The organism is Streptomyces sp. NPDC020898, assembly GCF_044333925.1.
GTDB lineage: Bacteria > Actinomycetota > Actinomycetes > Streptomycetales > Streptomycetaceae > Streptomyces.
On the sequence record NZ_JBIRRV010000002.1, the window covers coordinates 384,405 to 409,034 of the forward strand.

General features: G+C 71.3%; 26 protein-coding genes. 10 read left to right on the top strand and 16 right to left on the bottom strand.

Annotation, left to right across the window (positions count from 1 at the left end; all coding sequences use genetic code 11):
- Nucleotides 1-262: 262 nt before the first annotated feature.
- From ACH4TV_RS09655 to ACH4TV_RS09665, 3 genes are read left to right on the top strand one after another with little or no spacing between them, the layout of a single operon-like run.
- Nucleotides 263-1,564 (top strand): magnesium transporter MgtE N-terminal domain-containing protein, encoded by a 1,302-nt coding sequence (locus ACH4TV_RS09655; protein WP_398396012.1) that lies wholly within the window; start codon nucleotides 263-265, stop codon nucleotides 1,562-1,564.
- Entirely contained in the window at nucleotides 1,554-2,156 is a 603-nt protein-coding gene (locus ACH4TV_RS09660; RefSeq protein ID WP_398396014.1) for a DUF1003 domain-containing protein, read from the top strand. The genes ACH4TV_RS09655 and ACH4TV_RS09660 overlap by 11 nt, the downstream gene beginning before the upstream one ends.
- A 43-nt stretch (nucleotides 2,157-2,199) precedes the next feature.
- Nucleotides 2,200-3,333, top strand: coding sequence for an Mrp/NBP35 family ATP-binding protein (locus tag ACH4TV_RS09665; protein ID WP_398396016.1), 1,134 nt, complete (start codon nucleotides 2,200-2,202; stop codon nucleotides 3,331-3,333).
- Between the two features lie 149 nt (nucleotides 3,334-3,482).
- Here ACH4TV_RS09665 and ACH4TV_RS09670 read toward each other — a convergent pair whose 3' ends face one another.
- From ACH4TV_RS09670 to sigE, 5 genes are all read right to left on the bottom strand, one after another.
- Nucleotides 3,483-4,142, bottom strand: coding sequence for a hypothetical protein (locus ACH4TV_RS09670; protein WP_398396017.1), 660 nt, complete (start codon nucleotides 4,140-4,142; stop codon nucleotides 3,483-3,485).
- Between the two features lie 234 nt (nucleotides 4,143-4,376).
- Complete coding sequence (locus ACH4TV_RS09675) at nucleotides 4,377-4,826, bottom strand: sec-independent translocase (RefSeq protein WP_398396019.1); 450 nt, start codon at nucleotides 4,824-4,826, stop codon at nucleotides 4,377-4,379.
- Between the two features lie 209 nt (nucleotides 4,827-5,035).
- The gene (locus ACH4TV_RS09680; protein WP_398396021.1) at nucleotides 5,036-7,030 is read right to left on the bottom strand and encodes a trypsin-like peptidase domain-containing protein; all 1,995 of its coding nucleotides are present in this window, start codon (nucleotides 7,028-7,030) and stop codon (nucleotides 5,036-5,038) included.
- A 133-nt stretch (nucleotides 7,031-7,163) separates the two neighbouring features.
- Nucleotides 7,164-8,186 (bottom strand): anti-sigma factor family protein, encoded by a 1,023-nt coding sequence (locus ACH4TV_RS09685; protein WP_398396023.1) that lies wholly within the window; start codon nucleotides 8,184-8,186, stop codon nucleotides 7,164-7,166.
- Complete coding sequence (sigE, locus tag ACH4TV_RS09690) at nucleotides 8,183-8,956, bottom strand: RNA polymerase sigma factor SigE (protein WP_398396026.1); 774 nt, start codon at nucleotides 8,954-8,956, stop codon at nucleotides 8,183-8,185. Before sigE ends, ACH4TV_RS09685 begins: the two co-directional genes overlap by 4 nt.
- 183 nt (nucleotides 8,957-9,139) lie before the next feature.
- Between sigE and ACH4TV_RS09695 the strand changes: the two genes are divergently transcribed.
- Nucleotides 9,140-9,838: an O-methyltransferase gene (locus ACH4TV_RS09695; RefSeq protein WP_398396579.1), complete on the top strand. Its 699-nt coding sequence runs from the start codon at nucleotides 9,140-9,142 to the stop codon at nucleotides 9,836-9,838.
- Between the two features lie 105 nt (nucleotides 9,839-9,943).
- Here ACH4TV_RS09695 and ACH4TV_RS09700 read toward each other — a convergent pair whose 3' ends face one another.
- On the bottom strand, nucleotides 9,944-10,111 hold the full coding sequence (locus ACH4TV_RS09700; RefSeq protein WP_003966491.1) for a DUF3117 domain-containing protein: 168 nt from the start codon (nucleotides 10,109-10,111) through the stop codon (nucleotides 9,944-9,946).
- 378 nt (nucleotides 10,112-10,489) lie between these two features.
- Here ACH4TV_RS09700 and ACH4TV_RS09705 point away from each other — a divergent pair, with 378 nt between their 5' ends.
- Nucleotides 10,490-11,293 (top strand): enoyl-CoA hydratase/isomerase family protein, encoded by an 804-nt coding sequence (locus ACH4TV_RS09705; protein WP_398396028.1) that lies wholly within the window; start codon nucleotides 10,490-10,492, stop codon nucleotides 11,291-11,293.
- Nucleotides 11,294-11,406: 113 nt separating this feature from the next.
- Here ACH4TV_RS09705 and ACH4TV_RS09710 read toward each other — a convergent pair whose 3' ends face one another.
- Entirely contained in the window at nucleotides 11,407-11,997 is a 591-nt protein-coding gene (locus tag ACH4TV_RS09710) for a DNA-3-methyladenine glycosylase I (protein WP_398396030.1), read from the bottom strand.
- Entirely contained in the window at nucleotides 11,994-12,344 is a 351-nt protein-coding gene (locus ACH4TV_RS09715; protein WP_398396032.1) for a DivIVA domain-containing protein, read from the bottom strand. The genes ACH4TV_RS09710 and ACH4TV_RS09715 overlap by 4 nt, the downstream gene beginning before the upstream one ends.
- Before the next feature lie 149 nt (nucleotides 12,345-12,493).
- Here ACH4TV_RS09715 and folP point away from each other — a divergent pair, with 149 nt between their 5' ends.
- A complete protein-coding gene (folP, locus tag ACH4TV_RS09720; RefSeq protein WP_398396033.1) occupies nucleotides 12,494-13,354 on the top strand; it encodes a dihydropteroate synthase in 861 nt (286 codons plus the stop codon).
- 137 nt (nucleotides 13,355-13,491) lie between these two features.
- On the opposite strand, the gene ACH4TV_RS09725 is transcribed toward folP, so the two are convergent.
- Nucleotides 13,492-14,250 (bottom strand): TIGR00730 family Rossman fold protein, encoded by a 759-nt coding sequence (locus ACH4TV_RS09725; protein ID WP_398396035.1) that lies wholly within the window; start codon nucleotides 14,248-14,250, stop codon nucleotides 13,492-13,494.
- 126 nt (nucleotides 14,251-14,376) lie between these two features.
- Nucleotides 14,377-15,456: a succinyl-diaminopimelate desuccinylase gene (gene dapE / locus ACH4TV_RS09730; protein WP_398396037.1), complete on the bottom strand. Its 1,080-nt coding sequence runs from the start codon at nucleotides 15,454-15,456 to the stop codon at nucleotides 14,377-14,379.
- 107 nt (nucleotides 15,457-15,563) lie between these two features.
- Here dapE and ACH4TV_RS09735 point away from each other — a divergent pair, with 107 nt between their 5' ends.
- Both ACH4TV_RS09735 and ACH4TV_RS09740 read left to right on the top strand, forming a co-directional pair.
- Nucleotides 15,564-16,526: a heavy metal transporter gene (locus tag ACH4TV_RS09735; RefSeq protein WP_398396039.1), complete on the top strand. Its 963-nt coding sequence runs from the start codon at nucleotides 15,564-15,566 to the stop codon at nucleotides 16,524-16,526.
- Between the two features lie 319 nt (nucleotides 16,527-16,845).
- Nucleotides 16,846-17,298: an ATP-binding protein gene (locus tag ACH4TV_RS09740; protein ID WP_398396040.1), complete on the top strand. Its 453-nt coding sequence runs from the start codon at nucleotides 16,846-16,848 to the stop codon at nucleotides 17,296-17,298.
- A 91-nt stretch (nucleotides 17,299-17,389) separates the two neighbouring features.
- Here ACH4TV_RS09740 and ACH4TV_RS09745 read toward each other — a convergent pair whose 3' ends face one another.
- On the bottom strand, nucleotides 17,390-18,484 hold the full coding sequence (locus ACH4TV_RS09745; protein ID WP_398396042.1) for a bifunctional succinyldiaminopimelate transaminase/glutamate-prephenate aminotransferase: 1,095 nt from the start codon (nucleotides 18,482-18,484) through the stop codon (nucleotides 17,390-17,392).
- A gap of 140 nt (nucleotides 18,485-18,624) precedes the next feature.
- The gene (gene fdxA / locus ACH4TV_RS09750) at nucleotides 18,625-18,945 is read right to left on the bottom strand and encodes a ferredoxin (protein ID WP_369034909.1); all 321 of its coding nucleotides are present in this window, start codon (nucleotides 18,943-18,945) and stop codon (nucleotides 18,625-18,627) included.
- Nucleotides 18,946-19,085: 140 nt separating this feature from the next.
- Between fdxA and ACH4TV_RS09755 the strand changes: the two genes are divergently transcribed.
- Both ACH4TV_RS09755 and ACH4TV_RS09760 read left to right on the top strand, forming a co-directional pair.
- A complete protein-coding gene (locus ACH4TV_RS09755; RefSeq protein WP_398396043.1) occupies nucleotides 19,086-20,138 on the top strand; it encodes a GNAT family N-acetyltransferase in 1,053 nt (350 codons plus the stop codon).
- 17 nt (nucleotides 20,139-20,155) lie between these two features.
- Nucleotides 20,156-21,019, top strand: coding sequence for a tetratricopeptide repeat protein (locus tag ACH4TV_RS09760; RefSeq protein WP_398396045.1), 864 nt, complete (start codon nucleotides 20,156-20,158; stop codon nucleotides 21,017-21,019).
- Between the two features lie 51 nt (nucleotides 21,020-21,070).
- Here ACH4TV_RS09760 and ACH4TV_RS09765 read toward each other — a convergent pair whose 3' ends face one another.
- The 4 genes from ACH4TV_RS09765 to ACH4TV_RS09780 are packed head-to-tail and all read right to left on the bottom strand — an operon-like array spanning nucleotide 21,071 to nucleotide 24,523.
- The gene (locus ACH4TV_RS09765; protein WP_398396047.1) at nucleotides 21,071-21,688 is read right to left on the bottom strand and encodes a DNA-binding response regulator; all 618 of its coding nucleotides are present in this window, start codon (nucleotides 21,686-21,688) and stop codon (nucleotides 21,071-21,073) included.
- The gene (locus tag ACH4TV_RS09770) at nucleotides 21,685-22,857 is read right to left on the bottom strand and encodes a sensor histidine kinase (protein WP_398396049.1); all 1,173 of its coding nucleotides are present in this window, start codon (nucleotides 22,855-22,857) and stop codon (nucleotides 21,685-21,687) included. The genes ACH4TV_RS09765 and ACH4TV_RS09770 overlap by 4 nt, the downstream gene beginning before the upstream one ends.
- On the bottom strand, nucleotides 22,854-23,594 hold the full coding sequence (locus tag ACH4TV_RS09775) for an ABC transporter permease (protein WP_398396051.1): 741 nt from the start codon (nucleotides 23,592-23,594) through the stop codon (nucleotides 22,854-22,856). The genes ACH4TV_RS09770 and ACH4TV_RS09775 overlap by 4 nt, the downstream gene beginning before the upstream one ends.
- On the bottom strand, nucleotides 23,591-24,523 hold the full coding sequence (locus ACH4TV_RS09780) for an ABC transporter ATP-binding protein (RefSeq protein WP_398396581.1): 933 nt from the start codon (nucleotides 24,521-24,523) through the stop codon (nucleotides 23,591-23,593). Before ACH4TV_RS09780 ends, ACH4TV_RS09775 begins: the two co-directional genes overlap by 4 nt.
- Between the last annotated feature and the right edge of the window lie 107 nt (nucleotides 24,524-24,630).

The following is a 24,630-nucleotide window of genomic DNA, read 5'->3' on the forward strand; positions in this document are numbered from 1 at the left end:
GCTGCGGGTACGGCCACGGGGATTCGCAGACACAGGCGGGGCTGCCTCTCGTACGGGTGTCCTGAGGGGTGTGGACGGCAGCGTACCGGTGCCGTCGGCCCCCGGCGGAGCCAGTCCGTCCGGACCCCCCCACCAGGGCGGACCCGAACGGGACGGGCTAGCCTGAAGCCCATCCGAGCAGGCATTTCGGAACCCCCGGACGCAATCCGACGCGCTCCCCGCAGCGCACACAGAGACCGTACTCAGAGGCAGGAGGCGCGGCATGGCTGCAGGCTCACCCCGGGTCTTCGTCTCGCACCTCGCCGGTACGGCCGTCTTCGACCCGAACGGCGATCAGGTGGGCCGGGTGCGCGACCTCGTCGCCATGCTGCGCGTCGGCCGCCGCCCGCCCCGGCTGCTCGGTCTGGTCGTCGAACTCACCACCCGGCGCCGTGTCTTCATGCCCATGACCCGCGTCACCGGCATCGAGTCCGGCCAGGTCATCACCACGGGCGTGCTGAACGTCCGGCGCTTCGAGCAGCGCCCCACCGAGCGGCTCGTCCTGGGCGAACTCCTCGACCGGCGCGTCACCCTCGTCGAGACCGACGAGGAGGTCACCGTCCTGGACGTGGCGGTACGACAGCTGCCGGCCCGCCGGGACTGGGAGATCGACCGGGTCTTCGTACGCAAGAAGGGCCGCGGCGGAGCCTTCCGGCGCAACACCGGCGAGACGCTGACCGTCGACTGGTCCGCCGTCACCGGGTTCTCCCTGGAGGAGGACGGGCAGGGCGCCGAGAGCCTCCTCGCCACCTTCGAGCAGCTGCGCCCCGCCGACCTCGCCAACGTCCTGCACCACCTCTCCCCCAAGCGGCGCGCCGAGGTGGCCGCCGCCCTCGACGACGACCGGCTGGCCGACGTACTCGAAGAGCTGCCCGAGGACGACCAGATCGAGATCCTCGGCAAGCTCAAGGAGGAGCGCGCCGCGGACGTCCTGGAGGCGATGGACCCGGACGACGCGGCCGACCTGCTCGGTGAGCTGCCCGAGGTGGACCAGGAGCGGCTGCTGAGTCTGATGCAGCCCGGCGACGCGGCCGACATGCGCCGGCTGATGGCCTACCGGGAGGACACGGCGGGCGGTCTGATGACGACGGAGCCGATCGTGCTGCGGCCGGACGCGACCGTCGCCGACGCGCTGGCCCGGGTCCGCAACCCCGACCTCTCCCCCGCGCTCGCCGCCCAGGTGTACGTGTGCCGTCCGCCGGACGAGACGCCGACCGGCAAGTACCTGGGCGCCGTCCACTTCCAGCGGCTGCTGCGCGACCCGCCGTACACGCTGGTCGGTTCCCTCGTCGACGACGACCTGCAGCCGCTCTCCCCGGACGCCGAACTGCCGGTCGTCGCCGGTTTCTTCGCGACGTACGACATGGTGGCGGCGCCGGTGGTCGACGAGAGCGGGTCGCTGCTCGGCGCGGTGACCGTGGACGACGTCCTCGACCACATGCTGCCCGAGGACTGGCGGGAGACGGAGTTCCACCTCGACGAGGCCGCTCCCTCGGCCGGGGAGGCGGGTGTCCATGGCTCCTGAGCGCGAGACCGGCACCCGCGAGCGCGCGGCCACCGGAGCCACGGCGGCCGGCCGTCCCAGGGTGCGCCTCGACCAGCCGCGCGCGCCCCGGCGCCGGCTGCTGCCCGAGTACGACCCCGAGGCCTTCGGACGGCTGTCCGAACGCATCGCGCGCTTCCTCGGGACCGGGCGCTTCATCGTCTGGATGACCGTCGTCATCATCATTTGGGTGCTGTGGAACACCTCCGCACCGGCCGACCTGCGCTTCGACCACTACCCGTTCATCTTCCTGACGTTCATGCTGTCGCTCCAGGCCTCGTACGCGGCCCCGCTGATCCTGCTCGCGCAGAACCGGCAGGACGACCGCGACCGCGTCAACCTCGAACAGGACCGCAAGCAGAACGAGCGGTCGATCGCCGACACCGAGTACCTGACCCGCGAGATCGCCTCACTGCGCGCCGGGCTCGGCGAGGTCGCGACCCGGGACTGGATCCGCTCCGAGCTCCAGGACCTGGTCAGGGACCTGGAGGAGCGGTATGCGGAGGGTCCGCCGGACCGACCCGGCGTATTCCCGGCAGAACGGCCGCGGGGACGTGACGTAGACGACCGGTAACGGGCTTTCCGGGGTTCGTGTGCGGCGCCGTACCATCGTGGTTATGGCTACGGAAGACGCGGTGCGTGAAGCACTGGCGACGGTGAACGACCCCGAGATCCAGCGACCCATCACCGAGCTGGGGATGGTGAAGTCGGTGGTCGTCGGCGCGGACGGGGCGGTCGCGGTCGGCGTGTACCTGACGGTCTCCGGCTGCCCGATGCGTGACACGATCACGAAGAACGTGACGGAGGCGGTCTCGCGGGTCGAGGGTGTCACGCGCGTCGACGTCGAACTGGACGTCATGAGCGACAGCCAGCGCAAGGATCTGGCGTCCGCCCTGCGCGGCGGCCAGGCCGAGCGCGAGGTCCCCTTCGCCAAACCGGGCTCCCTCACGCGCGTGTACGCGGTCGCGTCCGGCAAGGGCGGTGTCGGCAAGTCGTCCGTCACGGTCAACCTGGCGGCGGCGATGGCGGCCGACGGCCTCAAGGTGGGCGTGGTCGACGCCGACATCTACGGCCACTCGGTGCCGCGCATGCTGGGCGCCGAGGGGACTCCGACCCAGGTCGAGAACATGATCATGCCGCCGTCCGCGCACGGCGTGAAGGTCATCTCCATCGGCATGTTCACCCCGGGCAACTCCGCGGTCGTCTGGCGCGGCCCGATGCTCCACCGTGCCCTCCAGCAGTTCCTGGCGGACGTCTACTGGGGCGACCTGGACGTCCTGCTCCTGGACCTCCCGCCGGGCACGGGCGACATCGCGATCTCCGTCGCCCAGCTGGTCCCGAACGCCGAGATCATCGTCGTGACGACCCCTCAGCAGGCGGCGGCCGAGGTGGCCGAGCGTGCGGGCTCCATCGCCGTCCAGACCCACCAGAAGATCGTCGGCGTGGTCGAGAACATGGCCGGCCTGCCCTGCCCGCACTGCGACGAGATGGTCGACGTCTTCGGCACGGGCGGCGGCCAGAGCGTGGCGGACGGCCTGACCCGCACGACCGGGGCGACGGTCCCGGTCCTCGGCTCGATCCCGATCGACGTCCGCCTGCGCGAGGGCGGCGACGAGGGCAAGCCGATCGTCCTGACGGACCCCGACTCCCCGGCGGGCGCCGCCCTGCGCGCCATCGCGGGCAAGCTGGGCGGCCGACAGCGCGGCCTTTCGGGTCTGTCCCTCGGGATCACCCCGAGGAACAAGTTCTGACGGGCGTCAGCCGGGGCCTTTAGGGGCGCGAGGCTGTGACATTTACGGCTCCGCCGCGTGGGCGCGACAAGCCACGACGGCGCAGCACCCGCCACACAACCCCACGCACCCACGAGGAAGGGGCGCCGCAACCCCACGGCGCCCCTTTCTCATGCGTACACGCCAATATCCTTGATCACGGCGAAGCCCAACCCGTACGCGCTCATGCCGCGCCCGTACGCGCCCACGTGGACGCCTTCCTGGGTCGACCCGGCGAGCACCCAGCCGAACTCGGACTCGCGGTAGTGGAAGGGCGTCGGCACCCCGTCGACCGGGAGGGAGAGGGTGGACCAGTCATCGCCGGCGAGATCGTCCGCGAGGACCCATGCCGTCTCCGTCTGCTGGTCGAGCCAGTCGTCCCGCAGGGTGTGGTCCATCTGGCCGGGCCACGTGAAGGACAGCAGCCCCACACCGGCCAGCCAGGCCGCCGACGAGACCGACGTGGCCTCCAGCAGCCCCGTGCCGTCCGCGCTGCGCCGTACCGGATTGGCGGCCACGGTGACGACCACCGCGAACCGCTCCTTGTCCTCCCCCATGGCCTCGTGCCTGATGGAGGGTTCGTCGCCGTGCCCGATCGAACCGTGCTCGACGGCGCCGTCGGCCGCCGTACCCACCTGCATCAGCCAGCGCGGTCCCGTGAAGGCCTCGTCGAGGCCGTACCAAGGGAAGGGCGCCAGCAGGTAGCCGTCGACCGTGCGCCGGGCGGAGGGGACCTGTTGTCCGCCCTCCGCGGCCGGCGCCTGCGCGCCCACCCGACTTGTCGTCTCCATGTACCCGGACGCCTCCTCGTTCTCGTCGGCCCGGAGCGGCCCGCCCCCCTTCGGGCGGCGTTGCTCGCTGACGTACGGCCCCACAACAACTCGGCAGCATAGCCACCCCGCTCCGAGCAGCACGGAAACCGCCCGGCGCGCGGGGCGTGCGAACGTCCGGATCAGGCCGTGCGAGGCCCGCTCGGAGTATGAGTCACGTCACGCGCACACGGGCGTTCGGCAGCCGTACGACGGTCAGGTGGCGTCCGCGTCGAAGGGCGGGCGCTCGTCCGGCTCGGGCTTCTTCGTCATGTCGATGGTCCCACCGGAGGAACCGGAAGAGGACGACGCGGAGGACGAAGAAGAAGACCCCGTGTCCGTGTCGCGGCCGTGGACCGCGTCCGTGACCTCGGCCATCTCCTTCTTCAGGTCGAAGCCGTTGCGGATCTCCTTGAGCCCCAGCTCGTCGTTGTCCAGCTGCTTGCGGATGAACGTCTTGGGGTTCAGGTCCTCGAACTCGAAGTCCTTGAACTCCGGGCCCAGTTCCTGGCGGATGTCCTGCTTCGCGCCCTCCGAGAACTCCCGGATCTTGCGGATGGTGCGTGTGACGTCCTGGATCATCTTCGGAAGCTTCTCCGGACCGAAGACGAGCACAGCGAGGAGCACGAGCGTGACCAGCTCGAGCGGTCCTATGTCATTGAACACCTGAAGCTCCTTGCGATGTCCTCGGTCCTCGGCCCTCGGTGGTCCGTGCGGTCTTCGCGGTCTTCCGTGGTCCGGGCCGGTTCCACGGTACCCGGCGATCCTGTCGGACCGGTACCGTCCGGGGGTCCGAGAGTGCGTGTACCCGACCGGTTTTCCGCGATGTTTGCCTAGCGGGGGGCGCTACGGGCCCCCCACCTGTGACGTTTCTGTCAGTTACCTCCGGAAGAGCCCAGGACGAGGGTGACCGTCCGTTCCAGGCCACCACGCTCCAGGGACATCTCCAGGCGGTCACCGGGGCGGTGGGCACGGATCTTGACGATCAGTTCCTCACCGGAGTGCACGCGCCGTCCGTCGACCTCGGTGATGACGTCGCCGGACTCCAGGCCGGCCCGGTCGCCGGGGCCGCCGGCGGTGACCGCCGGCCCGCCGTCGTTGCTCTCCGTGCCCACACGGGCGCCGTCGCCGGTGTAGTCCATGTCGAGGGTGACGCCGATGACCGGGTGCGTCGCCCTGCCCGTGTTGATCAGTTCCTCGGCGACGCGCTTGCCCTGGTTGATGGGGATGGCGAACCCGAGCCCTATCGAACCGGACTGCGTGCCCTCCAGCCCCGAGCCCATGTCGGCGGACCGGATCGCCGAGTTGATCCCGACGACCCTGGCCCGGGCGTCGAGCAGCGGCCCGCCGGAGTTGCCCGGGTTGATGGGCGCGTCGGTCTGGAGCGCGTCGACGTACGACACATCACTCCCGTCCGCGTCGCCGCCCCCGGCGGTGATGGGCCGTTCCTTGGCGCTGATGATCCCGGACGTGACGGTGTTGGCGAGGTCGAAGGGGGCCCCGATGGCGACGACGGGGTCGCCCACCCGCACGTCGTCGGAGTTCCCGAGGACCACCGGCCGGAGCCCGCCGACCCCGCTCACCTTGACCACGGCGAGGTCGTATCCGCTGTCCCGTCCGACGATCTCGGCCTCGGCCGTCTCACCACCGCTGAACGTCACGGTTATCTCGCCGTCCCCGCCGGCGGGCTCGACCACGTGGTTGTTGGTGAGGATGTGTCCCCGGCCGTCGAGCACGAACCCGGTGCCGGTGCCCTGCGCGTCGGCGCCGCGCACATGCAGCGTCACCACGCTGGGCAGCGCACGCGCGGCGATCCCGGCCACGCTGTCCGGGGCCCGCCCGACGGACTCGTCGCTCTCGGCCTGCGGCAACTGCACACTGTCGCCGCCCGCACCGTTGCGCTCCAGATACGACCCGACGGCACCGCCGACGCCCCCGGAGAGGAGTGCGAGCAGCACGGCCCCGACAACGAGCCCGCGCTTCCGCGTCCTGGGCCGGCCACCGGGACCACCGGCAAGGGCGGCCCCGCTCTGCTGGAGAGGGGCGGGGGCTGCCCAGGGGTCGTAGCGCCGCCAGGGGTCGGGGCCGGCGGGAGACTCCGGGGGCGGAACGTCCGACACGGGGGCGGTGGCGGTGGCGGGCACGCCATAGGGCGGGGGCGCCGGAGGGAGACCGGAAGGGGCCTGGGGGAAGCCCGGAGGGGCCTGAGAGGCGTCCTGAGGCGTCTCCTGGGGCCCGTCCGCTCCAGGTACGTCGGACAACACGCCCTGGGGCGCCGGCGGCCCCGGTACGGCCGTGCCGTGCGTCGGGGTCACCGCGGGGTGCTGAACCGGCGGAGCTGGCGCCCAGGGGCCGGGGTGACCGTAGGGCGGGGTGCTGTAGGGATCGGGGTCGTGGAGAGGCTGAGGGGCCTGGAGGGATTGGGGTGGCTCGACGGCGAGCGCGTCGGGCACGGCGTCCTCGATGCCGTCGGCGCTCTTTCCGCCCCCGACGCCCGCGACCGCAGCCGCGTTCGCCGAGTCGCCCCGCCCGGAGAACTCAGGGGCAGGCGCGAGGCCGGGCACCGCAACGGGCAGCGGCAACTCGAAGTCGCCGTCTGCGTCCGTGCCCTCGTCCCTGTCCTCGCTTTCGCCCGTCCCGTCACGATCCCGGCCCGCCGCCTCAGGCACCGCAAGCTCGAAGTCCCCGTCGCCGTCCCGGTCCCCGCCGTCGGCCCGACCGGGCACCGCCCGAGGCCGCTCCAGCTCGAAGTCGCCCCCGACGCCGCCTCCGACCGAGCCCTCGCCGGAAGCCGGAGTCTCCTGACCGGGCGTCCCTGCTCCCCGGGGCCGACTCCACCACTTGGCCTTCGCGGGCTTCCCCTCGTTCATGCTCTCCCCACACCCGCACCCGGCCCGCGGTACGGCTCCTCGGCGGAAGCCGCGGGTCGTCGATACCGCGAACCGCCGCTCCACGGACCGCTGCTGCGCGGTCCGCACCTCGGATTCAACCAGGTTCGCCGGGTCAGCGGATCGTGCCGGAGGTGGAAGGGGACGGTGAGGAGGACGAGTCGGACCCTGGTGCCATGAGCAGGCCCTGGACCGTCGCCCCGGGTGCGGTCGACCACGAGGTCAGGTCGACCCGCGGGGCCTCCAGCGGACGTATGAGCGGAGACAGCACCGCGGCGGCGGCCAGGACGGGCGTGGTCAGCGGATGCATCGCCGCCCGGTCGCGGTCCCCGGACACCGGTGCCGGCACACCCGGCAGCAGCGGCGCGGACGCCTCGGTGGACGCCACCGGCGCTTGCCCGAAGGTGCCCTGTCCGAACGTGCCCTGGCCGAACCCCTGCCCGAGCAGCGGAGCGACCGTCCGGCGCCGCTGGCTGTCGGGAGCCGTCGCGGCCCCCGCCCCCTGCGGACGCATCGGCGTCACATTGCTGCCCCCGGAGGTGCCCCGGGCGTCCGTGGTGTCGCCGGGAACGCCCGTCGACACCCCGCCCAGCGCGATCGCGGCCAGCGACACCGCGCCGGCGGCGGCGAACGCGAACCGCATCCCGCGCGAGGACTGCCGGTCGGCGTCGTGACGGCTGACGTCATGGATACGGAAGCCCCGGCCCGGAGCCGACGGGAGCACGGAGGTGTGCGGCCGGGCGGGAACGTACCCGAACGACTCGCTCCTCATCCCGAAGATTCCTGAGCCGCCGGGGAGTTCAGCCCGTCCGGAGACTCCGGAGATCCCGGAGAGTTCGTCGGCGAATCTTCCCCCGCCCAGCGGCGGGCCGCCGGCGGTGTCACCTCCCCCTGGCAGCCCCTGGAGGCGGGCCAGGAAGCTCTCGGACGGCGGTGGCGGTGCCATCTCCGCGAAGACGCTCTTCAGACGGCGCTGTGCGTCGGCCTCCGACTTGCACTTCGGACAGGTGGCCAGGTGCGCCAGGACGCGCTCGCGCGTCTCATGACCGAGTTCCCCGTCCACCAGGGCGGAGAGTCGGTCTCCCAGATGCTGCTCGGCCAGGCGACGCTCGGCAGAGTACGGCCGTGATCCACTCACGCGCTCGCGCCCCCTCCTCCCAGCGCGGCCACCCGTGGCACCGCGAAGCGGCGCTCGGCGCGGGCCTCCGGAGAGCGGTGCGCGAGGGCCTTGCGGAGCTGGGAGCGGCCTCGGTGGATACGGGAGCGGACGGTGCCGAGCTTCACGCCGAGCGTCGCGGCGATCTCCTCGTACGACAGTCCCTCGATGTCGCACAGGACGACGGCGGCGCGGAACTCGGGCGCGAGGGTGTCCAGCGCCTGCTGGACGTCCGCGTCGAAGTGCGCGTCGTTGAAGACCTGCTGCGGGGACGGCTCGCGGCTGGGCAGGCGCTCGGCCGCGTCGTCGCCGAGGGCGTCGAAGCGGATGCGCTGCTTGCGGCGGACCATGTCCAGGAAGAGGTTGGTGGTGATGCGGTGCAGCCAGCCCTCGAAGGTGCCGGGCGTGTACGTCGACAGCGAGCGGAAGACACGGACGAAGACCTCCTGTGTGAGGTCCTCGGCGTCGTGCTGGTTGCCGGTCAGGCGGTACGCCAGGCGGTAGACACGGCCGCTGTGCGTGCTGACGATCTCCTCCCACGAGGGCGGAGTCCACGCCTGCCCGTCCGCGTCGGTGGTGAAGGTCGCGGTCTGGGCTCGGTCAGCGGCGTGGCTGGGGTCAGCAGCAGTCTTGTTCACGGATTTCGGCCGGCCCGCTGATCCGAGAAGACGCCGCAGCGCTCCTCCCCGATCCACAGGCGCAGCCGCACCTCCCCTGTCGGCTCTGGTGGTGTCCAGTGGAGCCCCTACCATAGCCACCTCGCCCGTTAGCTCCGGATAAGCCGCTTTACGAGAAATTGATCTGCGCTGATACGGCTCATACTGCTGCTCCAGCACCTGCACGGCGTTCCCGCTGCCCTGGTCCATCCGCTCGCCCCCATGTCTTGTGCCCGTCCGTACCCACCTCGTCCCGTACCCCTCTAAACGCCCGGTCCCATCTGCGGGTTCCCGGCGGCAACGGATACAGTCACGCCCAGGCAACTGCGGGGACAGGAGAGGGTCATTACCGGCAACCGGCAGACGAGCTGGGCGTTCGCCGACGCCTTTGTCGCCGAGGACGAAGCACTGCGCTGGGCCCGGGACCGGGCCCGCGAGGCAGGGCTGCGCTCGGTGGCGCCCAGCACGGGCGCCGCGCTGCGGCTGCTGGCCGCCTCCGTGGACGCCAAGTCGGTGGCGGAGATCGGCACCGGGACGGGCGTCTCGGGGATGTACCTCCTGCACGGCATGCGCGCGGACGGTGTCCTCACCACGGTCGACCCGGAGCCGGAGCACCAGCAGTTCGCCCGCCAGGCCTTCCGGGCGTGCGGCTTCGCCAGCAACCGTGCCCGCTTCATCCCGGGCCGCGCCCTGGACGTGCTGCCCCGGCTCGCGGACGCCGGCTACGACCTGGTCTTCTGCGACGGCGACCGGCTGGAGAGCCTGGAGTATCTAGCTGAATCGTTGCGTCTGCTCCGTACGGGTGGCGTGGTGGTCTTCGAGGGCGTTTTCGCGAACGGCAGGACGGTCGATTCGGGCCCGCAGCCCACCGAAGTCATACGGCTGCGGGAGCTGCTGCGCGCGGTGCGGGAGAGCCAGGAACTGGTGCCGTCCCTGCTGCCGGTGGGCGACGGCCTGCTGTGCGCGGTCAAGCGCTGAGCCGTCACGGCAGACGGCAAGCGGGGCATACCCACGACACAACAGTGCCCCGGCACCGTACGTTCACGATGCCGGGGCAGCTGCAAGGGTATGGACGCGTCCGCGTCAGCCGACGACCTTCTTGAGGGCGTCGCCCAGTGCGTCGGCCTCGTCAGGGGTCAGCTCGACGACGAGTCGACCGCCGCCTTCGAGCGGAACGCGCATGACGATGCCCCGCCCCTCCTTTGTCACCTCGAGCGGGCCATCGCCCGTCCGCGGCTTCATGGCCGCCATGCTCGTTCCCCTTCCTGAAACCAGCTCATCGTCGCCGACGGCCCCTTAGGAGGGCACGCGCATCCCCTCATGGGACGCACGTCACCGGCATCGAACACATTGCTTCCCAGCCATTATCCCGCATCTCAGGACCCTATGACCAACATCAGTCGGCATCGCTTGGGCAACGCGCGCGAGCAAAACCACCCAATTCGGCGATGTGACTGCGATACTTCGCCGCCGTGCGGACTCCCGCCGACTGCGGATGATCCGGAATTCTTTGACGCAGGTCACATGACCGGCCCTCTCCTCGGGGCGTGATCTCCGCCATGCTGTCATGGGACGAGGGCGTACTGATCAGTACGCCCGACGGAGCTGCGACTTCCGGAGGGGACCCCCATGGCCGACACCGTGCTCTACGAGGTGCACGACGGGCTGGCGACGATCACGCTGAACCGCCCCGAGGCGATGAACGCGCTGAGCATCGCGACCAAGGTCGCGCTCCGGGAGGCGGTCCAGGCAGCGGCCACGGACGGCGCCGTACGGGCGGTGCTGCTGACGGCCGCAGGCGACCGGGCGTTCTGTGTGGGCCAGGACCTCAAGGAGCACATCGGGCTGCTGGCCGCCGACCGCGAGGCCGGCACGGGCCAGACCATGACCACGGTCCGCGAGCACTACAACCCCATCGTGCGGGCCCTGACGAGCATGCCCAAGCCCGTGGTGGCGGGCGTCAACGGCGTCGCGGCCGGGGCCGGCTTCGGCTTCGCGCTCGCCGCGGACTACCGGGTCGTCGCGGACACGGCGGCCTTCAACACCTCGTTCGCGGGCGTCGCGTTGACCGCCGACTCCGGCGTCTCCTGGACGCTCCCGCGCGTGGTCGGCCCGGGCCGCGCCGCCGACCTGCTGCTGTTCCCGCGCAGCATCAAGGCGCAGGAGGCATACGAACTGGGCATCGCCAACCGGGTCGTCCCGGCGGCGGCGCTGCGGGCCGAGGCCGAGAAGACGGCGCGCGCCCTGGCCGCCGGCCCGACGGTGGCCTACGCGGCCCTCAAGGAGGCCATGGCGTACGGGCTCACCCACTCCCTGGAGGAGACCCTGGTGAAGGAGGACGAACTCCAGTCACGGGCGGGCGCGTCGGAGGACCACGCGATCGCGGTGCAGGCGTTCGTCAACAAGGAGAAGCCGAAGTATCTGGGCCGCTGAGGTTCCCTCCGGGGGAGCGGCATGGGGAACTGGGGTCCGTGGTGGGGTGCGGGTCCGCGGTGGGCTGGTCGCGCCCACGCGGCGGAGCCGCACATCGATACGGCCCCGTGCCCCTAAGGGGCGCTTCTCGCCACGCAGGTTTCCAAGTGGTCGTCGACCAACCCGCACGCCTGCATCAGTGCGTACGCCGTCGTCGGGCCCACGAAGCGCAGGCCGCGCTTCTTCAGGGCCTTCGACAGGGCCGTCGACTCCGGGGTGACCGCGGGGACGTCGGACAGGGTCTTGGGGACCGGACGTGTGGTGGCATCGGGGGCGTGGGACCAGATCAGTTCGTCCAGCTCGCCGGGGGCCCATTCGGCCAGCACGCGCGCGTTGGCCATCGTCGCGTCGACCTTCGCGCGGTTGCGGATGATGCCGGCGTCGGCGAGGAGCCGTTCGCGGTCGGCGTCCGTGAAGACCGCGACGGACGAGATCTTGAAGTCGGCGAAGGCGGTGCGGAAGCCCGCCCTGCGGCGCAGGATGGTGATCCAGGAGAGGCCGGACTGGAAGGCCTCCAGGGAGAGCCGTTCGAAGAGGGCGTCGTCGCCGTGGACCGGGCGGCCCCACTCCTCGTCGTGGTAGGCCACGTAGTCCTCGGTGGACAGGGCCCAGGGGCAGCGCAGCGCGCCGTCGGGGCCCGCGAGGGCCACGCCCTCGTCGCTCACTGCTCGGTCCCCTCGGCCGGCTTGTCCATGGTGACCCGGGATGCGGCCCGGGCACCGGCCAGCGCGGACTCCAGGTCGGTGATACGGGCGTCCCGCTCGGCGAGTTCGGCGCCGAGGCGGGTGAGCGCGTCGTCGACGTCCGACATCCGGTAGCCGCGGGCGGCGACCGGGAAGCGCAGGGACTCGACGTCGTCCCGGCCGACCGGGCGGTCGAGCGGCAGGGGGTCCTGCAACCGCTCGGGCGCGACATCCGGCAGGACGGCGCTCTCGCCGCCGCCCACCACGGCCAGCGTCACCGCGGCGACCACGACGGCGAGCGCGACGACCAGGAACAAGAACATGAACATCGCTGGGTCCCCACGGGATTCGGATGGATCGGAAGTAGCGGTGCCTAATGCGTCAGGGTCCGATCGTGCCATGCGAGTCTGACGGTTAGGGTCGCAGGCGGCTGATTGGCAGGCCGGACACAGGAACGTACTAGGAGAGGTCACAGGGGATGCTCAGGCTGGGCAGGCGTGAATTCGACGCGCACGAACCGGTGATCATGGCGATCGTGAACCGGACCCCGGACTCCTTCTACGACCAGGGAGCCACCTTCCGCGACGAGCCCGCGCTCGCGCGCGTGGAGCAGGCGGTGTCAGAGGGTGCTGCCATCATCGACATCGGTGGGGTGAAGGCGGGACCTGGTGAGGAAGTCACGGCGGAGGAAGAGGCGCGGCGGACGGTCGGCTTCGTGGCGGAGGTGCGCCGCCGCTTTCCTGACGTGATCATCAGCGTGGACACCTGGCGGGCCGAGGTCGGCGAGGCCGTGTGCGAGGTGGGGGCCGATCTGCTGAACGACGCGTGGGGCGGCGTCGATCCGCGGCTCGCGGAGGTCGCGGGGCGGTATGGGGTGGGGCTGGTGTGCACGCACGCGGGCGGTGCGCGGCCTCGGACGCGTCCGCATCGGGTGGCGTACGAGGATGTCATGGCCGACATCCTGCGTGTGACCGTCGGGCTGGCCGAGCGGGCGGTGTCGCTGGGGGTGCCGCGGGAGTCCGTGATGATCGATCCCGGGCACGACTTCGGGAAGAACACGCGGCACAGTCTGGAGGCGACGAGGCGGCTGGGGGAGATGGTGGAGACGGGGTGGCCGGTGCTGGTGTCCCTGTCCAACAAGGACTTCGTGGGCGAGACGCTGGACAGGCCGCTGAAGGAACGGGTGGTGGGGACGCTGGCGACGACCGCGGTGTCGATGTGGCTGGGGGCGCGGGTGTACCGCGTCCACGAGGTCGCGGAGACGCGGCAGGTGATCGACATGGTGGCGTCGATCGCGGGACACCGGCCTCCGGCGGTGGCGCGGCGGGGGCTGGCGTAGGGGCGCTTCTCCCCCCCGCCGCCCCTACCCGTCCCATCCTCGGGGGCTCCGCCCCCCGAACCCCCGCTCCTCAAACGCCGGAGGGGCTGACATACCAGCCCGTCCGGCGTTTGAGACAAAGCCCGTTGAGGCCAGCGCTAGCGGCCCGCCTCCTTCGACACCAGCGCGACCGCCTCGTCCACGTCGTCCGTGACGTGGAACAGGAGCAGGTCCTTCTCGGAGGCCTTGCCCTGGGCGATCAGGGTGTTCTTCAGCCAGTCGATCAGGCCGCCCCAGTACTCGGTCCCGAAGAGGACGATCGGGAAGCGGGTGACCTTCTGGGTCTGGACGAGGGTGAGGGCCTCGAAGAGTTCGTCCAGGGTGCCCAGGCCGCCCGGCAGGACCACGAAGCCCTGCGCGTACTTCACGAACATCATCTTGCGGACGAAGAAGTAGCGGAAGTTCAGGCCGATGTCGACGTACGGGTTGAGCCCCTGCTCGAAGGGGAGCTCGATACCAAGCCCCACCGAGACGCCCTTCGCCTCGCACGCACCCTTGTTGGCCGCCTCCATCGCCCCCGGGCCGCCGCCCGTGATCACCGCGAACCCTGCCTCCACCAGGCCCCGGCCGAGGCGGACGCCCGCCTCGTACTCCGGTGAGTCCGCCTTCGTACGCGCCGAGCCGAACACACTGATCGCGGCCGGGAGTTCGGCGAGGGTGCCGAAGCCCTCGATGAACTCCGACTGGATGCGCAGGACCCGCCAGGGGTCCGTGTGGACCCAGTCGGAGGGGCCGCCCGCATCGAGGAGACGCTGGTCGGTGGTGCTCGCCTGGACCTGGTCGCGCCTGCGCAACACGGGTCCCAGCCGCTGCTCCTCCGGTGGCTGCTGCTTGCCCTCGGGGTTGCCGTTGGCCATGGCCGCTCCCTTCCTCCGCTTGCTGTCGTTCCACCTCAGCGTAGATCTACGCCGGTTACGGACGGGGGACGTGAGCGTGTCCGCCAGGAAGCGCTGTCCCGGCCCCCGGCCGGGTCGTCCTTCGGGTCATGACGTCAGCCAGGCCCGCAGCCGTTCCTCTCCCGCCAGGATCTTCGCCGTTTCCACCCTTTCGTCCCGCTTGTGGGCCAAGTGCGGGTTCCCGGGGCCGTAGTTGACCGCAGGCATGCCCAGCGCGCTGAAGCGCGACACGTCCGTCCAGCCGTACTTGGGCTGCGGGGTGCCGCCCACGGCCTCGATGAAGGCCGCGGCGGCCGGGTGGGAGAGGCCGGGCAGGGCCGCGCCGCTGTGGTCGTCGACGACGAACTCCGTCACTCCGCAGTCCGCGAAGACCTCCTGGACGTGCGCCAGCGCCTCGGCCTCCGAACGGTCCGGCGCGTAGCGGAAGTTGACCGTCACCACGCACTCGTCCGGGATGACGTTGCCCGCCACTCCGCCTCCGATGCGGACCGCGTTGAGGCCCTCGCGGTACTCCAGGCCGTCGATCACCGGGTAACGCGGCGTGTACGAGGCCAGCTTGGCCAGGATCGGGGCCGCCGCGTGGATCGCGTTGGAGCCCATCCAGCTGCGCGCGGAGTGGGCGCGCTCCCCCGCCGTCTTCAGCAGCACCCTCAGCGTGCCCTGGCAGCCGCCCTCCACCTGGCCGTCGGACGGCTCAAGGAGCACCGCGAAGTCGCCCTCCAGCCACTCCGGGTGGGCCTCGGCCACATGCTTGAGGCCGTTCAGCTCGGCGGCGACCTCTTCCTGGTCGTAGAAGACGAACGTCAGGTCCCTGTTCGGTGCCGGGACCGTGGCCGCGATCCGCAACTGCACCGCGACCCCGGACTTCATGTCACACGTCCCGCAGCCCCACAGGACCCCGTCCTCGTCCAGCCGCGAGGGGACGTTTTCCGCGATCGGGACCGTGTCGATATGGCCGGCCAGGATCACGCGCTCCGCGCGGCCCAGGTTCGTCCGCGCGACGACGTTGTTGCCGTACCGCTCGACCGTGAGGTGCGGGAGGCCGCGCAGGGCCGTCTCGATCGCGTCCGCGAGCGGCTTCTCGCCGCCGCTCTCCGAGGGGAAGTCGACGAGCCACGCGGTGAGGCGAGCAGCGTCCGACGTGAGGTCAAGCGGGGTATCGGCCATGCCGACGACCCTAACGCGCCGACCCTCCGCGCCCCTGGGCCCCCTTCCGTCCGCCCTCCTCACCCAACACGGAAGCCGCGGACCCTACTCTCCAGTACCTTGGACGGATGCCGGAACCGTCCCCCACCCGTACACGCCGTGGCCGCCCCCTCCGCCGGGGGGCGTCCTTCCTTGTCCTGCTCGGCGTCGCGGGCTATCTCGCGGTGCAGTACGTCACCGGTGGCCCCGGCGATCCGGCCTGCGAGGTCGTGTCGGCCGACGGCGACGGAACCGCGTACACGTTCACCCCCGAGCAGGCGGTCAACGCGGCGACGATCACCGCGGTGGGCACCGCGCGCGGGCTGCCCGAGCGGGCCGTCACCATCGCGCTGGCGACCGCGCTCCAGGAGTCGGGGCTGCGCAACATCAGCCACGGCGACCGGGATTCACTGGGCCTGTTCCAGCAGCGGCCCTCGCAGGGCTGGGGCACGGAGAAGGAGATCCTGGACCCGACCTACTCGGCGGGCGAGTTCTACGACCACCTCGTCAAGGTGTCCGGCTATGCGCGCCTCCCGCTCACCGTGGCCGCGCAGCGCGTGCAGCGCAGCGGCTACCCGGAGGCGTACGCGAAGCACGAGCCGGACGCCACGCTGCTGGCGGCGGCTCTGACCGGGCGCGCGGCGGCCACCCTGACCTGCGAGGGCCGCCAGGACGCCACCCCGACCGGCGGCCCGGACGCCGTACGGGCCGCGCTCGTACGGGACTTCGGCCGCGATGTCCTGGACGTGGCCGGCGCGCAGGTGGGCCGTACCGCCGCCGCTCCCACGCCCGCACCCACGCCGACGACGGCCGCCGAACGGCGGACCGTGACCCTCCCCGTGCTCCCGGACACCGACACGGCCGCCGGGACGACGGTCCGGCAGCGCGGCTGGCAGCTGGCGCACTGGGCGGTGGCCAACGCCTCGGCGCTGCACATCGAGAACGTGTCGTACGCGGGGCGCCGGTGGACGGCCGGCAACACCGACAGCGAGTGGCGCCCGGTCGGCACGGAGAAGGGCACGGACGCGGTCCGGATCGTCACCGCGCAGTAGTACGGGCAGGTGTACGGACCGTCACTCGCACGGGTCACTCCTGGCGGGTCCCGGCGGAAGTCTGCGCAGGTTTTCGCCGAGTCGCTCCCGTATCCGTGCCGTATCCGCCAGAACCCTTGCGAACAAAGGGCTGCAACGAGCCGTAAGGATTCACCCGACTTTCGGACCGGGCGGCTTTTGCCCGTTTTTATCCGCAGGCGATAATGCGACGCATTGCCAACTCTTTACGTTGGGGCGCCGCAACCTTCAGGGGGCTTCGAGCGGTAGTCACTGCGTCCGAGTCCGGACGATCAACAGTCAACCGACACTCAGGAGCATCATGTCCCTCCCCCTGACCCGCCGGATCGCCCGTGCAGCGCTGCTCGTCGCTGCGGGAGCGGCAGCCGGGGTCGGTGCGGCCGGTTCCGCCAGCGCGGCGCCCGCCGGTCTGCCCGCCACCCCGAACCTCGGCGGGCTGACCGCCCTGGACACGGCGAACGTCGGCGGCACCGTCGACGGCGCGGCTCAGAACGTCTCCGGGCTCGCGGGTGAGACCGGCGGCGACGCGGTCAAGAAGTCCGTGCCGACCGCGGGCAAGACCGGCGGCCAGGTCTCCAAGAAGGCCACGCCCGCCGCGCAGAAGACGGCCGGCGGCGCGGCGGGCGACGCCGGTGACATCGTCGGCGGCACCGCGGAGACGGCCACGAAGGGCGGCCTGCCGACGGACGCGCTGCCGACGGGCGGCCTGCCCGGCGCCGGCCAGCTGCCCCTCCAGGGCCTGCCGCTGGGCTGACCCGACGCGAGACCAGGTGATGGCGGAGGGGCCCGGGGATCTTCCCCGGGCCCCTCCGTCGTACACCTACAGGGCGGACCTACAGGCGGATCTACAGGCGGGCGACCGCCGCCGCCACCCGCTCGTCCGTGGCCGTCAGGGCCACGCGGACGAAGGTCTCGCCCGCCGTGCCGTAGAAGTCGCCCGGTGCGACCAGGATGCCCAGGGCGGCGAGGTGGGCGACGGTGTCCCAGCAGGACTCCTCGCGGGTGGCCCACAGGTAGAGGCTGGCCTCGCTGTGCTCGATACGGAAGCCGTGCCCCACCAGGGCCTCCCGCAGGGCCGTACGGCGGGCCAGGTACCGTTCGCGCTGCTCGCGCACGTGCGTGTCGTCGCCGAGCGCGGCCACGACCGCGGCCTGGGTGGGCGCCGAGGTCATCATGCCGCCGTGCTTGCGGATCTGCAGGAGCGGGCCGAGGACCTCCGGGTCACCGGCGAGGAAGGCGGCCCGGTAGCCCGCGAGGTTGGAACGCTTGGAGAGGGAGTGGACGGACACGATGCCCTCGTACGAGCCGCCGCACACGTCCGGGTGCAGTACGGAGACCGGGTCGGCCTCCCAGCCCAGCTCGATGTAGCACTCGTCGGAGAAGATCAGCACACCGTGCTCGCGCGCCCAGGCGACCGTCCGCGTCAGCTCCTCCTTGCTCAGTACCCGGCCCGTGGGGTTCGAGGGTGAGTTGAGCCAGAGGAGCTTGAGGTTCGTGGGGTCCAGGTCCGTCGTCGGGTCGTCGTAGACCTCGTACTCGGCGCGGGCCAGCCGGGCGCCCACCTCGTACGTCGGGTAGGCCAGGCGCGGGTACGCGACCTTGTCGCCGGGGCCGAGGCCCAGCTGCGTCGGCAGCCAGGCGACCAGTTCCTTGGAGCCGACGATCGGGAGGACGTGGCGGTGGGTGATGCCCCGGGCGCCGAGGCGCCGCTCGACCCAGGCGGTGAGCGCGTCACGCAGTGCGGGCGTGCCCCAGACGGTCGGATAGCCCGGCGAGTCGGCCGCGTCGACCAGCGCTTTCTGGATCAGCTCGGGGACCGGGTCGACCGGGGTGCCGACCGACAGGTCGACGATGCCGTCCGGGTGCGCGGCAGCCGTCTTCTTGTACGGCTCCAGCTTGTCCCAGGGGAAGGTGGGGAGGCGGTCGGAGACTGCGGACACGGGCTCTGGCTCACTTTCAGGTACGAAGGACACGTACACATGCACATACGTGCGTACGGCAAACGCCTCGGTCCCGTACGGCGATCAAGGTGATCAGGCCGTACGGGACCGAGGCGGCGCAGGTTTCTCGCGGGCCGCTCTCAGCCGTTCTGTGGCGGCAGCGCGGCGATGAAGGAGTGATCGCGTTCGATCAGTCCCAGCTTGCTGGCGCCGCCGGGCGAACCGAGCTCGTCGAAGAACTCGACGTTCGCCTTGTAGTAGTCCTTCCACTCCTCCGGAGTGTCGTCCTCGTAGAAGATCGCCTCGACCGGGCAGACCGGCTCACAGGCACCACAGTCGACGCATTCGTCCGGGTGGATGTACAAGGACCGGGAGCCCTCGTAGATGCAGTCGACCGGGCACTCTTCAATGCACGCCTTGTCCTTGACGTCGACACAAGGCTGCGCGATGACGTAGGTCACGCTGTCGTTCCTCCTCGATAGGGCGCTGGCGAGCCGCTTCAGGCTCCGCCACCTGGCGCGCGGGAGCGCGGCGTCGTCGATGCCCACACCTAGTATCTCCGTTCCCGGGCATGATCCATACAGGAGGGGTGAACTGACCTGTGGAAATCTCTGCGGCCGGACGTCTTGAGGTCCGTATCACCGCTGCTGACGTGGGCAAACGGGTCTCCGTTCGACGGCTGAACGAAGAAGGCACAGATAGTGAGAAGTTCACCGACACGGTGGGTGTTCTCACATCATGGGACGAAGACGCCGGTGTGCTTCTGATCACACGGCGCAACGGCGAGCGCGTTCAGGTCGCGGAATCGTCGCTGGTCGCGGGCAAGGTGGTCCCGGCGGCCCCCGCCCGGCGTCGTGGTCCCGCCGCCTCGTACGAGGAGCTGGCGCGGGTCTCCGCGCGGTCCTGGCAGCCCGTCGAGAGCGAAAGTCTCGGTGAGTGGGAGCTGCGGGCGGCGTCCGGGTTCACGCGGCGCGCCAACTCGGTCCTGCCGCTCGGCGACCCCGGCCTGCCGCTCGACGAGGCGCTGGCCGTCGTACGGCGCTGGTACGGCGCTCGTGGCCTGCCCGCGTACGTCCAGACCGCCACCGGCGCCAAGGGCACGCAGGAGCTGTTGTGCGCGGAGCTGGAGGAGCGCGGGTGGACGCGTGAGGTGACGGCCGAGCTGTGGGTCGGGGGGCTGGCGCCCGTCGCCGACCGGGGCAGCGACACGGCGGAGGTCGTGCTGTCTCGGGGGGCCGATGAGGTGTGGCTCTCGGGGTATCAGCGCAAGGGTGTGAGTGAGGTGGCGCTGGCGGTGCTGGGGAGCGGGCCGTCGGTGTGGTTCGCGACCGTGCCGGGGGGTGCGGGTGAGCCGCCGGCTGCCATCGGGCGGTGTGTCGTGGACGGACGGTGGGCCGGGTTCGGCGCGGTCGAGGTGGACCCCGGTCAGCGACGGCGGGGGCTGGCCACGGCTGTCATGGCCGCGCTGGCCGGGCGGGCGCTGGAGGAGGGGGCGTCGGCTGCCTGGCTCCAGGTGGAGGAGGACAACTCGGGTGCGCGGGCTTTGTACGCCGGGATGGGGTTCGGGGCGCATCATTCCTACCATCACTATCGGGAGCCCGAGGGACGGTCTGCCGATGGTGGTGGCGACGGCGAGCTGTACCGATCGGTGTGAGAGGGCACGGGCCTGTTATGCGTTTCCCTCATCCCCCGCCGTATCCTCCGGGGCCCGAACGGTCCGCCGAGCTGCGGAGGCTGTTCGCCGACGAGGCGCGGTCCGAGCGGCCCGATCTGACGACGCTGTGTCTGCTGATGGGCTCGGTCGCGGACAGAGCGCTCGACGAGGCCGCCGTCGACGCCGTGCAGATGGAACTCGACCGGCTGGCCGGGCAGTTGCCGTTCCGGCCCGGCCACCCGCACGCCTGGGCAACGGCCCTGCACGAACTCCTGGGCGTGCGCCTCGGGTTCCGTGGCAGCCCCGCCGACTATCAGCGACTGGAGTCCTCGCTGCTGCACGAAGTGCTGGTACGGCGGCGGGGGTTGCCGATTCTGCTGTCCGTGGTGTGGATGGAGGTCGCGCGGCGGGCGGGGGCGCCGGTGTACGGGGTCGCGCTGCCCGGGCACTTCGTCGTGGGGTTCGGCCCGGTCGACCAGCAGGTGCTCGCCGATCCCTTCGACGGGGGGCGGGTGTTGAGCGGAAGTGACGCGGAACTGCTGGTGGCCGGGGCCACCGGGGAGGCCTTGCATCCGTCGATGCTGGCGCCCGCGGATCCGCTGGGTGTGGTGATGAGGGTGCTGAACAACATCCGGGCGTGGGGGGAGGCGCGGCCGGAGCGGTCCGAAGTGTCCTTGTGGGCCGTGGAGTTGGCGTTGCTGCTGCCTTCCCATCCGGCTCGGCTGCGGTACGAGCGGGCCCAGTTGCTGGTGCGGCGGGGGGAGTTCCTGGTGGGGGCGGCCGAGCTCGACGGGTACGCGGAGATCGTCGCGACGTTCGACCTGCCGGCGGCCGAGCGGATGCGGGAACAGGCCCGGGCGGCTCGGGCCAGGCTGAACTGAGCCTGTACTCCTACCGGTTGACCTTGTACTCCTACAACTGAGCACGTACTCCTACAGCCAGCCCTTCTCTCTCGCGATCCGCACCGCGTCCGCTCTGTTGCGTGCCGTCAGTTTCTGGATGGCCGTGGAGAGGTAGTTGCGGATTGTGCCCTGGGACAGGTGCAGGGTCGTCGCCAGTTCGGCGTTCGTCGCGCCGTCCGCCGCCGCGCGGAGCACCTCGCGCTCACGGTCCGTCAGGGGGTTCGCGCCGTCCGCCAGGGCCGCTGCCGCCAACGTCGGGTCGATGACACGTTCGCCCGCCAGCACCTTGCGTACCGCTGCCGCGAGTTGGGCGGCCGGGGCGTCCTTGACCAGGAAGGCGTCCGCGCCGGCCTCCATGGCGCTGCGGAGGTAACCGGGGCGGCCGAAGGTGGTGAGGACGACCAGTTTCAGGGCCGGGAACTCCCGGTGGAGCAGGGCCGCCGCCTCGATGCCCGTGGCGCCCGGCATCTCGATGTCCAGGAGTGCCACGTCCAGGTCGGCGTGGCTACGGGCGGCCTGCAACACCTCGTCGCCCCGGGCCACTTGGGCCACGACCTCGATGTCGGACTCCAGGCCGAGCAGCGCGGCCAGCGCCTCGCGGACCATCGACTGGTCCTCCGCCAACAGGACCTTGATCATGCGGCTCATGAACCGGATCCTACGTCCGCCGAAGCGGGCGTCGGCCGCACCGGCACCCTTGCCACCAGGCGGAAGCCGTGTCGCGTACGGCCCGTCTCCAGGGCGCCGCCCGCCTTCTCCAGGCGTTCCGCGAGGCCCGTCAGTCCGTTGCCCGGAGTGCCCGCTGAGCCGTCCCCCGAGCCGTTGTCCTCGACCGACAGTTCGAGCATCGGGCCGGACAGGGTCTGGCGGCTCAGCACCTCCACCGTGCAGCGCCGGGCGCCGCTGTGCCGTACGACGTTCGTCACCGCCTCGCGCAGCGCCCACGCGAGGGCCGACTCCGCCTCCTCGCCGACGTCGGTCGGGGCATCGGCCGTCGGCAGGTCGGCTGTGATCCCCGCCGCCGTCAACGCGACCTTGGCGCCCGCCAGTTCACCGGCCAGCCGGGGGCGCCGGTACCCGGTCACCGCCTCGCGGACGTCCACCAGGGCCTGGCGGCTCACCTTCTCGATGTCGGCCACCTGCTGGGCCGCCTGCTCGGGCCGGCCGGGGAGCATCCGGCCCGCCAGCTCGCTCTTCAGGGTGATCAGGGAGAGGGAGTGGCCCAGGAGGTCGTGCAGGTCCCTTGCCAGACGCAGGCGTTCCTCGTTCGCCGCCAGCTGGGCGACCGTGGCCCGGGCCTCGCGCAACTCGATCGTCGTACGCACGAGTTGTCGTACCCCCGCCATGGCGCCGCCGCCGAGCAGAGCCGGGATGAGGAGCCCGGCCAGGTAGAAGTGGCCTCCGGGGACCGCCAGGGCGACCGCCGTCATCAGTGCCGACACCGCCACGATCGCCCAGCGGGCTATGCGCGTCGGCAGGGCGGCGCCGGACGCGGTGGACACGTACACGAACAGGACCAGCCACTCGCGGCCCAGAGTGAGGGACAGGAGGGTCGACTGGGCGGCGAGGACCGCCAGGGAGCCGATGACCAGGCGGTTCGTCTCGCCGCGGCCCGTGCGGAAGACCATGGCCACATACCAGGCCACGAACACCGCCAGGCCCAGCCAGCCGAGGAGCCGTACGCCCGTGCTGTGGCCGCCGTGCAGGAGGTCGCTGACCGGTGCGCTCAGGTAGACGAGCCAGATGCCGATCCACAGCGACTTCACCAGCCGCTGCTTACGGGTCGTCGGGCGCTGCCCGATGCCGACGCTGCTCACGCCTTCAGCGTGTCCTTCCGGTACAGCCAGGCCGCGCCGCCCGCGAAGAGGACGAACGAGACGGCCAGGATCGCCACATCCCTCAGGTGCGGGGCGTCGCCCAGCTCCATGGACTGCCCCAGGGCAGCGTACGCGTGCGTGGGCAGCCACTTCGCGATGTCCTGGAGCCAGTCGGGGAAGGTCGTCGTCGGCATCCACAGACCGCCCAGCATGGACAGACCGAAGTAGACGATCATCGTGAGCGGCCGGACCGCGTCCCCGCTCGCCAGATACCCGAGGGCGACCCCCAGGGCCGCGAAGACCAGGCTGCCCACCCAGATCACACCGGTCAGCGCCAGCCACCTCCAGGCGTCCAGGCGTACGTCCTTCACCGCCGCCGCGACGACGAAGACGATCACGATCGACGGGAGGCTGACCACGGCCGCGCTCGCCGTCTTCGCGAACACGTATCCCCGGCCCGGCAGCGGGGTCAGCCGCAACTGCCGTACCCAGCCGCTCTCCCGCTCCTTGGCGATGCGTTCGCTGTTGCCCATCAGGACGGCTGTCAGGGCGCCGAAGGAGGCCATGGCCACCATGAAGAAGGTCGGGAGGGTGAGTTCCGTGCCCGTCACCTTCGTGGTGCTGTCGGCGCTGCCCGCGATCAGCAGGAACAGCGCGGACGGGTAGATCACCGAGAAGAACAGGAACTTGCGGTTGCGCAGGGCCCGGGTGATTTCGAGCCGGATCAGGTCGTTCATGCGGTGCGCGCCTCCTCGGCTGCGGCGGTGAGGGTGACGAACGCCTGCTCAAGGCCCAGGCCGGCCACTTCGAGGTTGCGCGGGTAGAGCCCGAGCCCGTACACGGCGTGGACGGTCGCGTCGGCGTCGGAGGACTGGATGCGGACCGTCCGACCGGATATGTCGAGGGAGGTGAGGAAGGGCAGGGTGCGCAGGGTCTCTTCCTCCGCCGCGGGCTCCACATCGAACTCCAGGTCGAAGGAGATCCGGCGTGCGCCCGCCTTCGCCTTGATCTCGGCGGCCGTGCCGTCGGCCAGCAGGCGGCCCCGGTGCAGGACGAGGACGCGGTCCGCGATCGCGTCCGCCTCCTCCAGGTAGTGGGTGGCGAACAGGACCGTACGGCCCTGGTCCGCCTGCTCGCGCATGGTCGCCCAGAAGGCCTGGCGGGCGGTGACGTCCATGCCGGTCGTGGGCTCGTCCAGGACGATCAGGGCGCTGTCCCCGGCCGTGGCGAGCGCGAACCGGACACGCTGCTGCTGGCCGCCGGACAGCTTGTCGACCTTGCGGTCCGCGAGCTGGGTGATCCCGGCCCGGGAGAGGACCTCGCCGACCGGAAAGGGGCGGGGGTGCAGGGCGCAGGCCAGCGTCACGAGTTCGCGGACGGTGACCTCGTCCATCAGGCCGCCGCTCTGGAGCATGGCGCCGACGTGCCCGCCGACGATCGCGTCCCGGGGGCCGCGGCCGAGGACACGCACCGTGCCGCTGTCGGGCTGCCTGAGCCCCAGGAGCAGGTCGAGGGTGGTCGACTTGCCGGCGCCGTTGGGGCCCAGCAGGGCGACGGTCTCGCCGGGGCGCAGGGTGAGTGAGAGCCCGTCGACGGCCCGGAGTTCGCCGTAGCTCTTGGTGACTTGGTCGAACGCGACCACGGAAGTTGTTTCCGCAGAGTCCATGGGGTCCATGGGAGTCATCGTGGCCGTGGGGGTGCCCTGCCCGGCAGTGCCGGGGATCCTGACTCGCGGATGACAGATGTCATGCGCCGGTACGGCAGGAGGGGCGC